13 protein-coding genes and 2 pseudogenes are annotated in these 13246 nt (G+C 64.0%); 6 read left to right on the top strand and 9 right to left on the bottom strand.

What is annotated here, in order from left to right; all coding sequences use genetic code 11:
* Positions 1-36 precede the first annotated feature (36 nt).
* A complete protein-coding gene (orn, locus tag OKW38_RS23765) occupies positions 37-648 on the bottom strand; it encodes an oligoribonuclease (RefSeq protein ID WP_090801266.1) in 612 nt (203 codons plus the stop codon).
* Positions 649-874: 226 nt separating this feature from the next.
* Here orn and OKW38_RS23760 point away from each other — a divergent pair, with 226 nt between their 5' ends.
* The 3 genes and pseudogenes from OKW38_RS23760 to OKW38_RS23750 all read left to right on the top strand — a co-directional run bounded on the left by OKW38_RS23760 (position 875) and on the right by OKW38_RS23750 (position 3453).
* Positions 875-2134, top strand: a complete 1260-nt coding sequence (locus tag OKW38_RS23760; RefSeq protein ID WP_429363294.1) for a M48 family metallopeptidase — start codon at positions 875-877, stop codon at positions 2132-2134.
* A pseudogene (rsgA, locus tag OKW38_RS23755) lies at positions 2131-3131 on the top strand (ribosome small subunit-dependent GTPase A). The gene OKW38_RS23760 and the pseudogene rsgA overlap by 4 nt, the downstream one beginning before the upstream one ends.
* A gap of 1 nt (position 3132) precedes the next feature.
* Positions 3133-3453, top strand: a complete 321-nt coding sequence (locus tag OKW38_RS23750) for a DUF2007 domain-containing protein (RefSeq protein ID WP_090801271.1) — start codon at positions 3133-3135, stop codon at positions 3451-3453.
* 72 nt (positions 3454-3525) lie between these two features.
* On the opposite strand, the gene OKW38_RS23745 is transcribed toward OKW38_RS23750, so the two are convergent.
* The 6 genes from OKW38_RS23745 to rpsP form a co-directional block, all read right to left on the bottom strand.
* The gene (locus tag OKW38_RS23745; protein WP_429363292.1) at positions 3526-4464 is read right to left on the bottom strand and encodes a CobD/CbiB family protein; all 939 of its coding nucleotides are present in this window, start codon (positions 4462-4464) and stop codon (positions 3526-3528) included.
* 151 nt (positions 4465-4615) lie between these two features.
* Positions 4616-5374, bottom strand: coding sequence for an NUDIX hydrolase (locus tag OKW38_RS23740; RefSeq protein ID WP_090801275.1), 759 nt, complete (start codon positions 5372-5374; stop codon positions 4616-4618).
* A gap of 87 nt (positions 5375-5461) precedes the next feature.
* A complete protein-coding gene (gene rplS / locus OKW38_RS23735; protein WP_013090115.1) occupies positions 5462-5848 on the bottom strand; it encodes a 50S ribosomal protein L19 in 387 nt (128 codons plus the stop codon).
* A 149-nt stretch (positions 5849-5997) separates the two neighbouring features.
* A complete protein-coding gene (gene trmD, locus OKW38_RS23730) occupies positions 5998-6765 on the bottom strand; it encodes a tRNA (guanosine(37)-N1)-methyltransferase TrmD (RefSeq protein ID WP_090801276.1) in 768 nt (255 codons plus the stop codon).
* 25 nt (positions 6766-6790) lie between these two features.
* Entirely contained in the window at positions 6791-7525 is a 735-nt protein-coding gene (gene rimM / locus OKW38_RS23725; protein ID WP_429363290.1) for a ribosome maturation factor RimM, read from the bottom strand.
* 134 nt (positions 7526-7659) lie between these two features.
* Positions 7660-7914, bottom strand: a complete 255-nt coding sequence (rpsP, locus tag OKW38_RS23720; protein WP_013090118.1) for a 30S ribosomal protein S16 — start codon at positions 7912-7914, stop codon at positions 7660-7662.
* A 261-nt stretch (positions 7915-8175) separates the two neighbouring features.
* Here rpsP and OKW38_RS23715 point away from each other — a divergent pair, with 261 nt between their 5' ends.
* Positions 8176-9270, top strand: coding sequence for a PQQ-dependent sugar dehydrogenase (locus tag OKW38_RS23715; RefSeq protein WP_425199390.1), 1095 nt, complete (start codon positions 8176-8178; stop codon positions 9268-9270).
* A 198-nt stretch (positions 9271-9468) separates the two neighbouring features.
* A complete protein-coding gene (locus OKW38_RS23710; RefSeq protein ID WP_090801282.1) occupies positions 9469-9936 on the top strand; it encodes an NINE protein in 468 nt (155 codons plus the stop codon).
* Positions 9937-9972: 36 nt separating this feature from the next.
* Here the strand turns inward: OKW38_RS23710 and OKW38_RS23705 are convergent, their stop codons facing one another.
* Together OKW38_RS23705 and OKW38_RS23700 are read right to left on the bottom strand one after the other, a co-directional pair.
* Complete coding sequence (locus tag OKW38_RS23705) at positions 9973-11124, bottom strand: PA0069 family radical SAM protein (protein ID WP_184027770.1); 1152 nt, start codon at positions 11122-11124, stop codon at positions 9973-9975.
* A 145-nt stretch (positions 11125-11269) separates the two neighbouring features.
* Positions 11270-11758, bottom strand: a complete 489-nt coding sequence (locus OKW38_RS23700; RefSeq protein ID WP_090801287.1) for an Lrp/AsnC ligand binding domain-containing protein — start codon at positions 11756-11758, stop codon at positions 11270-11272.
* Positions 11759-11805: 47 nt separating this feature from the next.
* Here OKW38_RS23700 and OKW38_RS23695 point away from each other — a divergent pair.
* Positions 11806-13224 (top strand): annotated as a pseudogene (locus tag OKW38_RS23695) (D-amino acid dehydrogenase); the annotation flags it as partial.
* Positions 13225-13246 lie beyond the last annotated feature (22 nt).

Genomic DNA, 13246 nt, shown 5'->3' with positions numbered 1-13246 from the left:
TTCGAGGTTCGTGGCCTGCCCGTGCAGGCCCGCGCTTTACTGAGCGCTCGCGGCGGCGTCCGGCGCCGACGGCACAAGGAAATGCTCGCGGTAGTACTTCAGCTCGTCGATCGACTCGTGGATATCGGCCAGCGCCGTGTGCATCGCGCGCTTCTGGAAGCCCTTGTAGATGACCGGCTGCCAGCGCCGGCACAGCTCCTTCAGCGTACTCACGTCGAGGTTGCGGTAGTGGAAGAAGCTCTCCAGATCCGGCATCCAGCGCGCCATGAAGCGGCGGTCCTGGCAGATCGAGTTGCCGCACATCGGCGACTTGCCCGGCGGCACGTACTGGCCGAGGAACTCGCGGATCTGCGCGGTCGCATCGGCCTCGCTGACAGTCGACGCCTTCACGCGATCGATCAGCCCCGAGCGGCCATGCGTGTTCTGGTTCCACGCGTCCATCTTCGCGAGCGTTTCATCGCTCTGATGAATCGCGAGCACCGGACCTTCGACCATCCTGTCGAGCGTCGAATTCGTCACCACCACCGCGATTTCGATGATGCGGTCGGTGTCGGGCTCGAGCCCGGTCATTTCCATGTCCAGCCAGACGAGGTTCATGTCGCTGCGCACGAGCGGCGGCTGTTCGGTGGATGCGAGGATGTCAGTCATGAAGGCAACCCTGAGGGCCGCGCGGCGGGCTTCGCTGGAAACCCGCACGGCGCGGCATGTGTTCGTTTGAAATCGATTCGCGCGGTTCGAGCCGGGCCGGCCGCGCCAAAGCGCCGCCCTGAACTGCTCCCGGAACTCTTGCGTTGAACCGTCGCTTTAAACCGTATCTCCGCCGCGAGGCGGGAAGAAACATATAATTCTCGCATAGATACCACGGAATCCCCGGATGCCTACCCTGTACTTCACCGCCCTGTTCGTCCTCGCCGTCGTCGCGATGGTCGGCACCAAACTCTGGCTCGCGTCGCGGCAGATCCGCTTCGTCGTCGCGCATCGCGAACAGGTGCCGAGCCAGTTCGCGAACACCATCGCGCTCACCGCGCATCAGCGCGCGGCCGACTACACGGTCGAGCGCACGCGGCTCGCGATGGTCGAGATCGTCGTCGGCGCGGCCGTGCTGATCTGGCTCACGCTGCTTGGCGGCGTGCAGATGCTCGATCTCGCGATCTCCGACTGGCTCGGCCGCGGCTACGTCGGTCAGATCGCGCTGGTTGCCGCTGTGATCGCGATCACGAGCGCGATCGACCTGCCGTTCGATTACTACCGGCAGTTCGTCGTCGAGCAACGCTTCGGCTTCAATCGCATGAGCAAAAGCCTGTTCTTTTTCGACCGTCTGAAGGGCGCGCTGCTCGGCATCGCGTTCGGCCTGCCGTTGTTGTTCGTCGTGCTGTGGCTGATGAACCGCGCGGGCAACCTGTGGTGGCTGTGGGCATGGGTCGTGTGGGTCGCGTTCCAGATGTTCGGCCTGCTGATTTTCCCGACCTTCATCGCGCCGCTCTTCAACAAGTTCGAGCCGCTGAAGGATGAAGCGCTCGTGACCCGCATCGAGGCGCTGATGAAGCGCTGCGGCTTCGCCGCGAAGGGCCTGTTCGTGATGGACGGCAGCCGCCGTTCGGCGCACGGCAACGCGTACTTCACCGGCTTCGGCGCGAGCAAGCGCATCGTGTTTTTCGACACGCTGCTCGCGCGCCTGTCGGGCCGCGAGATCGAAGCGGTGCTCGCGCACGAGCTCGGCCACTTCAAGCGTCGTCACGTGATGAAGCGCATGCTGGTCACGTTCGCGATCAGCCTCGCGATGCTCGCGCTGCTCGGCTGGCTGACGCAATGCGTCTGGTTCTACGAAGGGCTCGGCGTGCGGCCGTCGCTCGTCGGCGGCAATAGCGGTCTCGCGCTCGTGCTGTTCTTCCTCGCGCTGCCCGTGTTCATGTTCTTCGTCACCCCGCTTGGCAGTCTCAGCTCGCGCAAGCACGAGTTCGAGGCCGACGCGTTCGCGGCGACGCAAACCGACGCGCACGATCTCGTCAACGCGCTCGTCAAGCTGTACGAGGACAACGCGTCGACGCTGACGCCCGATCCGATCTACACCGCGTTCTACTATTCGCATCCGCCGGCCTCGCAGCGGATCGACCGACTGCTGCAGCACGCATGAGCGGCCGCGCTCCGAAGAAGGCGTCGCGCGGCGCGTCGGCCACCGCATCCGGCATGTACGGCGTGCGCACGGGCGGCGTCGTGGTGGCCGCGCACGGCCGCCACTATCTGGTCGCTCCTGAAAACGGCGGCGCGTTGCTGCAATGTTTCCCACGCGGCAAGCGCAGCGAGGTCGCGGTCGGCGATCGCGTGATCTATGAGCCGACCTCGGCGGATCAAGGCGTGATCGTCGAGATCGGCGAGCGGCGCAATCTGCTGTATCGCTCGGATCAGTACAAGTCGCGAAGCTGTTCGCCGCGAACCTCGACCAGTTGCTGATCGTGCTCGCCACCGAGCCGCATTTCAGCGAGGATCTGCTCGGCCGCGCGCTCGTCGCTGCCGAGGCGAACGAATTGAAGCCGCTGATCGTGCTGAACAAGATCGACGTCACCGATGCTCTGGACGGCGCGCGCAAGCGGCTCGAGCCGTATCGCGCGCTCGGCTATCCGGTGCTCGAAGCGTCGATCCGGATGCAGCCCGAGGCGGCACGCGCCACGCTGACCGAACATCTGCATGGTCACGCGACGCTGCTGCTCGGCCAGTCCGGCATGGGCAAATCGACACTCGTGAACCTGCTGATTCCCGATGCCGAAGTCGCGACGCGCGAGATCTCGACCGCGTTGAACAGCGGGCGCCATACCACGACGTTCACGCGTCTTTATCCGCTGCCGCGGTCGGAGGGCACGACCGGCGTGAATGGCGTCAACGGCGCGGCCGGCGCGCTGATCGACTCGCCGGGCTTTCAGGAATTCGGCCTGCATCACCTGAGCGAAGGCCGGCTCGAACGCGCGTTCCCCGAGTTCCGGCCGCTGCTGCCAAACTGCCGTTTCTATAACTGCCATCATTTGCACGAGCCTGGCTGCGCGATCCTCGAAGCCGTCGCCAACGGGCGCATCCGCCGCGAACGGCATGCGCTTTATGCGCAGCTCGTGCACGAGGCGAGCCAGATCGTCCGCTGACATGAAACTGATGCGCGCGCCGAACCTGATCATCGGACAGCATTGGGTCAACGTGCTGGAGACCGCGGGCATCGCTTGCGAGCTGCACAACCGCTATCTGAACGGGGCGCTCGGCGAGATTCCGGCCGACCAGTGCGCGCCGGAGCTGTGGCTCGTCGATGAACGCGATGAGGCGATCGCGCGGCGGCTGATCGAAGCGGCCTCGCGAGGACCGGCACCGGGCGCGCCTCCATGGCAATGTCAGCAGTGCGGCGAGCTGCTCGAGGCGCAGTTCACCGTGTGCTGGCAATGCGGGACTGTGCGCGATCCGTTGAAGGGGTGAAGCGGAGTCGGGAATTGAAGAAGCCGGGCATTGCCCGGCTTCTTCTTGTGCTGCGCGCGTGGCCTGGCCGCTTCAGGCGAGCCACACCGCGATGGTCAGCATCAACAGCAGGATCATCCACAGTACGACTGCACGCCACACCAGCCCCACTGCCGATTGCAGCGTGCGCGGCGTGCAGTCGTCGCCGACCTGCACCGGACCGCCGTCGCCGGTGGCGAGCGCGTCGAGGCTCGACGGCTCCGCGAGTGGCCCGGCCAGGCGCGCGCCGAGCGCCCCGCTGCCCGCGGCGAGCAACACGCCGTCGTTCGTATCGGGCCACTGCCGCGCATGATTGCGCCACGCGTAAATCGCATCCTCGAAATTGCCGACGATCGCAAAGCCCAGCGACGTCAGCCGCGCCGGCACCCAGTCGATCACGAAGAACGCGCGCTGCGCGAAGCTCGAAAACGCGACGGTGCGGTCGTCGGCCGGCCGCGCCCATGCGCGCGCGAGATATTCCGCGCAACGGTACAGCACCGCGCCAGCGGGACCGACCGGAATCAGGAACCAGAAGAACACGCCGAACACATGACGATGCGACGCGACCACCGCGTGGATCAGCGTGTGACGCACGATCTCGCTGACCGGCATGTCGACGGTCTCGAGCCCGGTCCATTCGTTGAGAATTTCGCGCGCGCGTGGCACGTCGTCGTTGTTCAACGCGAGATGGATGTCGGTGAAGTAATGGCTGAACTGCCGGAAGCCGAGCGTGAAGTACAGCACCACGACATTCCACAGGAACGCGAGCATGAAGTGAATGTGATACAGCACGTAGTAGACGAGCGCGACCGCGAGCGTCCAGGGCACCACCACGACGAGCCACGCGAGCAGACCGTGACGTTGCTTGCCAGCATCGAATCCGTGCGCCGCCGACTCCGCATGGTATTGAAGCAACGCGGACAACGGATTGTTCGGCGACAGCGCGCGTACCTGTTCAATGATCAGAGCCAGCAATACGGAGAAAAAAGTCATGCGATGCGCCGTGCTTTTTAAGTTTTTTACGATTGTTTTATAACGATAGCACAGGGTCGGATGAGTCTGAACGCGGATGCTGACAAAGCGCCGACAAGTGCGTCGTTCGCGCAACTGTGCATCGTCGACGCGGCGATGCGAGTCACGTAATTTATGCGGCGAGGAACCGATACAGGTTGCGCAGCATCGCCGCCGTCGCGCCCCAGATGAAATGATGGCCGCCTTGCACCGCTGCTGGCGTGACCGTCTGCGCTTGGTGCGCGCCGCGCTGCTCGGCGGCCTCCGGAGCCACCGTCAATTCGCCGCGCGGATACGGCATCGCGAAGAAGCGGCGCTCTCCGCCCTCGTAGCGGAACAGGCGCTCTTCGTGGTTGGACGGGTCCATCAGGAACGCGAGCGGCACTTCGAAGACCTCGGCCACTTCGAGCGTATCGATCTCCAGCGAGAACGGCGGGTGCACAAGAGCGACGACCGGCGACACGCGAAAGCCGGTGCCAGTGAGATAGTCGGGCAACGCGCCGAGAACTTCGACGCGCGACGCGTCGAGGCCCACCTCTTCGTGCGCTTCGCGCAGAGCCGTTGCGGTCGCATCAGCGTCGAACGGTTCCTGGCGGCCGCCGGGAAAACTCACCTGACCGGCGTGATCGTTCAGATGGTCCGCGCGCTGCGTGAGCAACACGGTAAGACCGCGCGCGCGCACGACGAGCGGCACCAGCACCGCGGCCACGCGCGGATCGAGGTCGGTATTGCGCCACGGCGCATCGGCAATTTTCTCGGGTGTCCAGGCAAGCTGCCGATCAAAGCGCGCCCGCAGTGCATCGGGCGTCAGACGCTCGCGCGCGACCGGTGGCAGATCGGCGCCTGTCGCGATGACAGGCAGAGTTTCGGGCTCAAAGACGGGGCGGATCAACGGGTCTCTCTGATGAGCGTGGACATGCCGCTATTTTGACCTGGCCAACAAAAAAGCACCCGCGAGGGGTGCTTTTTCTTACAGCATTTACGCTTGGGAAGCAGCGCGGTCTTTCGAGACCAGCTTTTCCTTGATTCGAGCCGACTTGCCCGAACGCTCGCGCAGATAGTACAGCTTCGCACGACGCACATCGCCGCGACGCTTGACGACGATGCTAGCCAGCAGCGGCGAATACGTCTGGAACGTACGCTCGACGCCTTCGCCCGACGAAATCTTACGGACGATGAACGACGAATTCAGACCACGGTTACGCTTGGCGATCACGACGCCTTCGTAAGCCTGCACACGCTTGCGCGTGCCTTCAACCACGTTCACGCTGACGATGACCGTATCGCCCGGACCAAAATCCGGAATGGTCTTTTCGCCGAGAACGCGCGCGATTTCTTCCTGCTCGAGCTTTGCAATCAGATTCATCACTGACTCCTAGATCCATCTTGTCGGCGTTCGTACCTGCCTCACGCGCTTACTGCGTTGGGCTACGGCCCCGATAGAGGATGGGTTCACATCTGGCACCGCACACGCATGCACGGCACCGCCTTGTGTCCGCTCGAAAGACCGGGGCATCAGGCCTTCGGCTCTTCCTTCGCGAGACTCGCGAGCCACGCCTCGTCGGCACGGCTCAGCATTCTGTTCTTTCGGGCCTTCACGATCAGATCGGGCCGCTTGTTCAACGTGTTGCGCAATGCTTCGCGCCGCCGCCACGCTTCGATTTCCGCATGATGGCCGCCGAGCAGCACATCAGGCACCCGCACGCCCTCGTATTCCTCAGGACGCGTGTAGTGCGGACAATCGAGCAGCACATCGACGAAGCTATCCTGCACCGCCGACTGTGAGTCGTTCAGCACGCCAGGCAACTGACGCACGACCGCATCCATCAACGCCATCGCGGGCAACTCGCCGCCCGACAGCACGAAATCGCCAAGGCTTACTTCTTCGTCGACTACACGGTCCAGCAGACGCTGGTCGATCGCTTCGTAGCGCCCGCACAACAGGATCAGACCGGGTTCGGCCGCGAACTTCATCACGCGCTCGTGATTCAGTGTGTCGCCTTGCGGCGACATCATCACGACGCGCGCCGCGCCGATGCCCTGCTCCGACTGCGCCGCTTTCGCGGCACTGATCGCGTCTTCGAGCGGCCGGGCCAGCATAACCATGCCGGGGCCGCCGCCGTATGGGCGATCGTCGATCGTGCGGTAGTTGTCGGTCGTGAAATCGCGCGGATTCCACGTACGCAACCCATAGCGCTGCTGCTTCGCGGCCCGGCTGGTGATACCCCAGTCAGTCAGCGCGCGGAACATTTCTGGAAAGAGCGTCACGACATCGAACTGCATCGCTCTCCCCGCTCAACGATAGATTTCAATAGTCAGCTTCCCAGTCGACGACGATATGCTTTGCCGCCTGGTCCACCGTTTTGACAAAGACGCCGACGAACGGGATCAAACGCTCGCCTGCGACCGGCTTGCCGTTTTTGTCGGTAGCCGGATATTCGATACGCAGCACCGACTGCGCGCCGTTGTCGATCATGCTGGCGACTTTGCCGAGGTTGAGCCCGGCGAGATTCACCACGTCCAGGCCGACCAGATCGACCCAGTAGAATTCGTCGGCTTCGAGCGCCGGAAATTCGCTACGGCCGATGTATACGCGAGAACCGCGCAAAGCCAACGCCGTATCGCGGTCAGCGACGCCACCCAGACGGGCGACCACGCTGTCGCTATGTGTTTTGGCCTGCAAGGACGGCGCCGATTTGCGCTCCTGGCCTTTCAGCAGCCACCAGCGCTTCGCGCTCAGCAAGACGTCGCCGCCTTGCCCGGCATCCGCATGCGCGGCTACCTTGACCCAGCCTTTGAGACCATAGGCGTCGACGATTGCGCCGACTTCGACCGCATCGGCCGGCCAGCTTGCCGCCGTTTCGATGCGCATTTCTGCAGCTTCGAAATCGGCGTTCGCGGCATCGGCTTGCACCTCTTTCGCCTTGCCGTCGGTTCGTTCGACCGGCTTGCGGACGAATGCACCGAACGACGCCTGACCAGACGCCTTTGCGCGCGAAGCTGCCTTGACGCTACCAGAACTGCCGGAATCACGCTCAGACATCGAATAACCTCGACAATAACTTCGCAGCCTGCTTTGGCGTCTGCTTCAGTAAAACAAATTGCGCATCGGACTGCTCACGCGAGTTGCGCGAGCCGCCGGCCGAACCGACGACGATACGCCTGCGGGCCGCCATATCAAGCAGCCGGCTGCGCCTTTTGCGCTTCCTTCACGAGACGTTCGACGGTCGGCGACAGTTGCGCGCCAACACCTTGCCAGTACGTCAGGCGATCCTGAGCGATACGCAGGGACTCGCCCTTCGTAGCGACCGGGTTGTAGAAACCGACGCGCTCGATGAAGCGGCCGTCACGACGGCTGCGCGAGTCGGTGGCGACGATGTTGTAGAACGGGCGCTTCTTGGAGCCGCCACGAGCCAAGCGGATGATGACCATACTAGAATCCTTGAAAACCGGGGTTCGGAACGACTGAAACAGGCGATTATAGCGGGAAAGCGACGCCATAACAAACACTTACCGGGATAAACTGCGGAAACGGGCTGCACCCACCTTCTACAAGAGGTGCGAGAACCCGCTCAAACGCCCGAATTACCTGAAGGAGCGCCCGTGCAACGCCAGCCGAAACTCCCGTTTCCGTTCGCCTTTCGTGCCTTTTTCGTACGCTTTGCCGGACTTTCGCGCACCTCGTGCAGCCGGATTCTACGTGCGGTAGCGGCCGCGGTTATCGCCGCGCAGGCGTTGACTGCAATCGCCGCGCTGCCCATCGAGAAAATCAAGCTGCCGCCGGGCTTTCACATCGAAGTGTTGTCGGACGAGGTGCCGAGCGCGCGCGCGATGACGTTGTCGCCCAAGGGCATTCTCTACGTGGGTAGCGACGATGGCCATGTGTATGCGCTCGAGCTGCGGAACGGCCGCGTGACGGCTCACCACGTGATCGCGTCCGGGCTGCAGATGCCCGCCGGCGTCGCGTGGCGCGACGGCGCGCTGTATGTGTCGGCCGTGTCGAAAATCGTGCGCTTCGATGCGATCGACTCGCACCTGAACGATCCGCCGAAACCGGTCGTTGTCACCGACAAGCTGCCAACGGACACGCATCACGGCTGGAAATTCATCGCGTTCGGCCCGGATGGCAAGCTGTACGTGCCGCAAGGCGCGCCGTGCAACATTTGCCAGAGAGATCCGGACCGCTTTGCGATGATTGGCCGCATGAACCCGGACGGCAGCCACTACGAGGTCGTCGCGCGCGGCATCCGCAATTCCGTCGGCTTCGCGTGGCATCCGGTCACCCACGAACTGTGGTTCACCGACAACGGTCGCGACCTGCTCGGCGACGATATTCCGAGCGACAAGCTCAACCGCGCGCCGCATGTCGGCATGAACTTCGGCTTTCCGTACTGTCACGGCGGCGACACGCCCGACCCCGAGTTCGGCAAGGATCATCCGTGCAGCGAATTCACGCCGCCAGTGGTCAAGCTTGGCGCGCACGTGGCGGCGCTTGGCATGCGCTTTTACGACGGCCCGATGTTTCCCGCCGACTACCGCAACAATATCTTCATCGCCGAGCACGGCTCGTGGAACCGCAGCAAGAAGGTCGGCTACCGCGTCGTGCGCGTGATCACCGACCCTGACGGCAGCCACGCACGCCAGCAGGTCTTTGCCGAAGGCTGGCTGCAACCCGGCGAATCGGTCTGGGGCCGCCCCGCCGACGTGTTGCCGCTGCCAGACGGTTCGCTACTGATCAGCGACGATACCGCCGGCGCAATCTATCGCATCACGTATTCAGCGCCGTAACACGCGGATGCACGCATGTCCGGCTGAACGGCTGCACTCACCCTGAGCCAGGTCCGGCGCATCTCGCCACCCCGCTTTCAGCCTGGGCGATCGTCCTCCACGTGACCACCCGCGCGCCGCAGGCGTAGAATGCGCGTCGGTCCGCGCCCCCGCGGCGCGCCGCTCCTTTCGACCGCCCGTCACTCTGCCCACGCGTTCATGCCCACCGCTGCCTCGACTTCCCCGCGCTTCAGATCCAAGACGCTCACCGCCGCGTTGGCGTTCCTGTTCGGCAGCCTCGGCGCCCACCGCTTCTATCTGTACGGCACCCGAGACATCTACGGCTGGGCGCATCTACTCGGCACGCTGATCGGCATTCCCGGCGTGATGCTGCTGGTCGCGACCGAGCGCGCGTCGATCCTGGGCTGGGTCCTCGCGCCGATCGGCGCGGTTTCGCTGTTTGCCGCGTTTCTGGCGGCGCTCGTCTACGGGCTGCGTCCTGATCAGAAATGGGATGCGCAATTCAACACCCACACGCAACGCAAAAGCCGCTCCGGCTGGACGGTCATTTTCGTCGTGATCTTTTCGCTGCTGATCGGTGCGTTTCTGCTGATGACCGGTCTCGCGCTCGCGTTCCAGACCTACTTCGAAAGTCAGGTCGAAGCGGCCAAAGCGATTTCGCAGTAATGCCCCCGTGGCGGGACCCGCAGACGTTCCTGCGCGCTAGAAAAGCCTCAGTTGCGGATTGTCGCGCGCCGGTGCGCTCACCTGCTCGGCGCGCGGCGGCTCGATCCGGCGGAAATGCGACATGTCGAGAATGCCGCGGTCGCGCCCGTTCAACCCTAACCGGCGCACGGCCTTGTGAAAGCGCTGCCTGAGCAGATCCGCCCATAAGCCCTCTCCCTTCATGCGGGTCGAGAACGAAGAATCGTAATCCTTGCCGCCTCGCATGTCGCGCACACGGCTCATCACGCGCTCGGCCCGATCCGGGAAATGTGCGCCCAGCCAATCCTTGAACAGCGGCGCGACCTCCCACGGCAGCCGCAGCACGATATAGCTCGCATTGCTGGCGCCCGCTTCGGCGCATGCTTCGAGCACGCGCTCCATATCCGGTTCGGTGACGAACGGGATCACCGGCGCGATGCTGACGCCGACCGGAATGCCCGCCTCGCTGAGCGTACGGATCGTGCGCAGCCGGCGCGACGGCGTGGCCGCGCGCGGTTCGAGCGTGCGCGCGATGTCGGCGTCCAGCGTGGTGATGGTGATCGCGGCCATGAATTGCCCGCGCCCGGCCATCGGCGCAAGCAGGTCGATGTCGCGCTCGATCAGCGATGATTTGGTGATCGCCGCGAACGGGTGGTTGCGCTCGCTGAGCACCTCGATCACACGACGCGTAAGACGCAAGTCACGTTCGGCCGGCTGCCATGCATCGGTGGCGACGCCGAGCGCGATCGGCTCGGGTACATAGGATTTCTTCGACAGTTCCCGCTCGAGCAGCTCGGGCGCGTTGATCTTCGCGTAGATGCGGCTTTCGAAATCGAGCCCGGGCGACAAACCCAGGTAGCTGTGCGTGGGCCGCGCGAAGCAATAGATGCAGCCGTGTTCGCAGCCCCGGTAAGGATTCAGCGACACATTGAACGGAATGTCCGGCGACGCATTGCGTGTGAGGATGGTTTTTGCGCGCTCCTCGAACACCTGCGTGCGCAGGACCTTCGGCTCCCCGTCTTCGTCGGCCGTCTGCCAGCCGTCGTGGACGGCTTCGCGCTGGTCGACTTCGTAGCGGCCTTGCAGGTTCGTGACCGCGCCGCGCCCCTTGCGAGGCGCCGGCGGCGCGATCGGAAATTCGGGAATGTCAGGGGTGTCGGGGTCATCCACGGCGGGCCACGCAAAGCAAACGCAAACAGGAAGCGCCAAAGGAAAGCGGCGCAAAACACCTGTATAAATATACAGTGTTTACGCCGTTTGTCGAGCACTTCGTTGGTCGCTTGATGCGCGTCCAACCCCGTCAGTGAACCGGCACCTACTCGCCCACCGCGATCGTCAGCGTCTCCTTGATTTCCTCCATCACCACATAGCTCTTCGACTGCACCGCGCCCGGCAGCTGCAGCAGGATGTCGCCGAGCAACTTCCGGTAATCGGCCATTTCGCCGATGCGCGCCTTGATCAGATAGTCGAAATCGCCCGACACGAGGTGGCACTCGAGCACCTCGGGGATCTTCTGCACCTCGCGCCGGAACAGATCGAACATGTTGCCACTCTTGTGATCGAGCGTGATCTCGACGAACACGAGCAGCGCCGCGCCCAGCTCGGCCGGGTTCACGCGGGCGTAGTAGCCGGTGATCACGCCGTCGCGCTCCATCCGCTTGACGCGCTCGATGCACGGCGTCACCGACAGACCGACCTGCTCCGCCAGGTCCTTCATCGCCATACGGCCGTCCTGCTGCAGGAGCCGCAGAATCTTGTGATCGAGCTTGTCGAGAGCCCGCACGGGCTGGCGCTGGGTACGCATGGTGTTTTTTCTAAAAATGATGAAAATACAATAACAAAACCTGTCTCACTGCCAATAGTATAGCGGTTAACACTGGGCAAACGGCATTTCACCTCACATTGCAGCTCGCCGAATCGAATCAGATCGAAGCTCCGACGAGCGCCTTGCCCTCACTCAATTTTTGGATATCTGGAGCAGCTATGCGAGTCGTCGTTTTGGGCAGTGGCGTCGTCGGCGTGACGAGTGCGTATTACCTCGCGCGCGCCGGTCACGAAGTGACCGTTATCGATCGCGAAGCCGGCCCGGCGCTCGAAACCAGTTTCGCCAACGCGGGCCAGATCTCGCCGGGCTACGCTTCGCCGTGGGCCGCCCCGGGCGTGCCGCTGAAGGCCGTCAAGTGGATGTTCCAGAAGCACGCGCCGCTGGCGATTCGCGTCGACGGCACCGCGTTCCAACTGCAATGGATGTGGCAGATGCTGCAGAACTGCACGGCGCCGCGCTATGCGGTGAACAAGGGCCGTATGGTGCGGCTGGCCGAATACAGCCGCGACTGCCTGCAGGCGTTGCGCGCCGACACCGGCATCGAGTACGAAGGCCGCACCGGCGGCACGCTACAGGTATTTCGCACGCAACAGCAGTTCGACGGCGCCGCGAAAGACATCGCCGTGCTGCAGGATGCCAACGTGCCATACGAGCTGCTGACGGCCGACGAACTCGCCAAGGCCGAACCAGCCCTCGCCGCGGTGTCGCACAAGCTCACCGGCGGCCTGCGCCTGCCCGGCGACGAAACCGGCGACTGCCAGATGTTCACGACGCGCCTCGCGGCGCTCGCCGAGGAACTGGGCGTCAAGTTCCGCTACAACACGTCGATCGACGCGCTCGCGATGGCGGGCGGCCGCATCGCCGGCGTGCAGTGCGGCAGCGAACTCGTGCGCGCGGATTCGTTCGTGGTCGCGCTCGGCTCGTATTCGACGCGCTTCCTCGATGGCATAGTGAAGATTCCGGTCTATCCGCTGAAGGGCTATTCGATCACCGCGCCGATCGTCGACGCGGCTGCCGCGCCGGTGTCGACCGTGCTCGATGAGACCTACAAGATCGCGATCACGCGCTTCGACGACCGGATCCGCGTCGGCGGGATGGCCGAGATCGTCGGCTTCGACAAATCGCTGCGCGAGGCGCGCCGCGAGACGCTCGAGCTTTCTGTGAATGACCTGTTCCCGGGCGGCGGCGACACGTCGAAGGCGACGCTCTGGACCGGTCTGCGGCCGATGACGCCGGACGGCACGCCGATCGTCGGCCGCACGCCGGTGCCGAACCTGTTCCTGAACACCGGCCACGGCACGCTTGGCTGGACGATGTCGTGCGGCTCGGGCCAACTGCTCGCCGACTTGATGTCGGGCAAGCAGCCCGCGATTCGCGCGGACGATCTGTCGGTGCATCGCTATCTCGGCGAGACCGCGGGCGAGCATCGGCCGGCGTATGCGTGAGTTTGAGTGCGTGCGCTGACGC

The organism is Paraburkholderia sp. MM5496-R1 (assembly GCF_050436205.1).
Taxonomy (GTDB): domain Bacteria; phylum Pseudomonadota; class Gammaproteobacteria; order Burkholderiales; family Burkholderiaceae; genus Paraburkholderia; species Paraburkholderia tuberum.
Note: the sequence above shows the minus strand (reverse complement) of the source record. Positions and strands in the feature narration are given on the sequence as shown.

Bases quoted from the DNA above. Each gene is read 5' to 3' on its own strand.
- orn (WP_090801266.1), bottom strand. From the start codon at position 648: ATGACTGACATCCTCGCATCCACCGAACAGCCGCCGCTCGTGCGCAGC.
- OKW38_RS23760 (WP_429363294.1), top strand. From the start codon at position 875: ATGCCTACCCTGTACTTCACCGCCCTGTTCGTCCTCGCCGTCGTCGCG.
- OKW38_RS23750 (WP_090801271.1), top strand. From the start codon at position 3,133: ATGAAACTGATGCGCGCGCCGAACCTGATCATCGGACAGCATTGGGTC.
- OKW38_RS23745 (WP_429363292.1), bottom strand. From the start codon at position 4,464: ATGACTTTTTTCTCCGTATTGCTGGCTCTGATCATTGAACAGGTACGC.
- rplS (WP_013090115.1), bottom strand. From the start codon at position 5,848: ATGAATCTGATTGCAAAGCTCGAGCAGGAAGAAATCGCGCGCGTTCTC.
- trmD (WP_090801276.1), bottom strand. From the start codon at position 6,765: ATGCAGTTCGATGTCGTGACGCTCTTTCCAGAAATGTTCCGCGCGCTG.
- rimM (WP_429363290.1), bottom strand. From the start codon at position 7,525: ATGTCTGAGCGTGATTCCGGCAGTTCTGGTAGCGTCAAGGCAGCTTCG.
- rpsP (WP_013090118.1), bottom strand. From the start codon at position 7,914: ATGGTCATCATCCGCTTGGCTCGTGGCGGCTCCAAGAAGCGCCCGTTC.
- OKW38_RS23710 (WP_090801282.1), top strand. From the start codon at position 9,469: ATGCCCACCGCTGCCTCGACTTCCCCGCGCTTCAGATCCAAGACGCTC.
- OKW38_RS23700 (WP_090801287.1), bottom strand. From the start codon at position 11,758: ATGCGTACCCAGCGCCAGCCCGTGCGGGCTCTCGACAAGCTCGATCAC.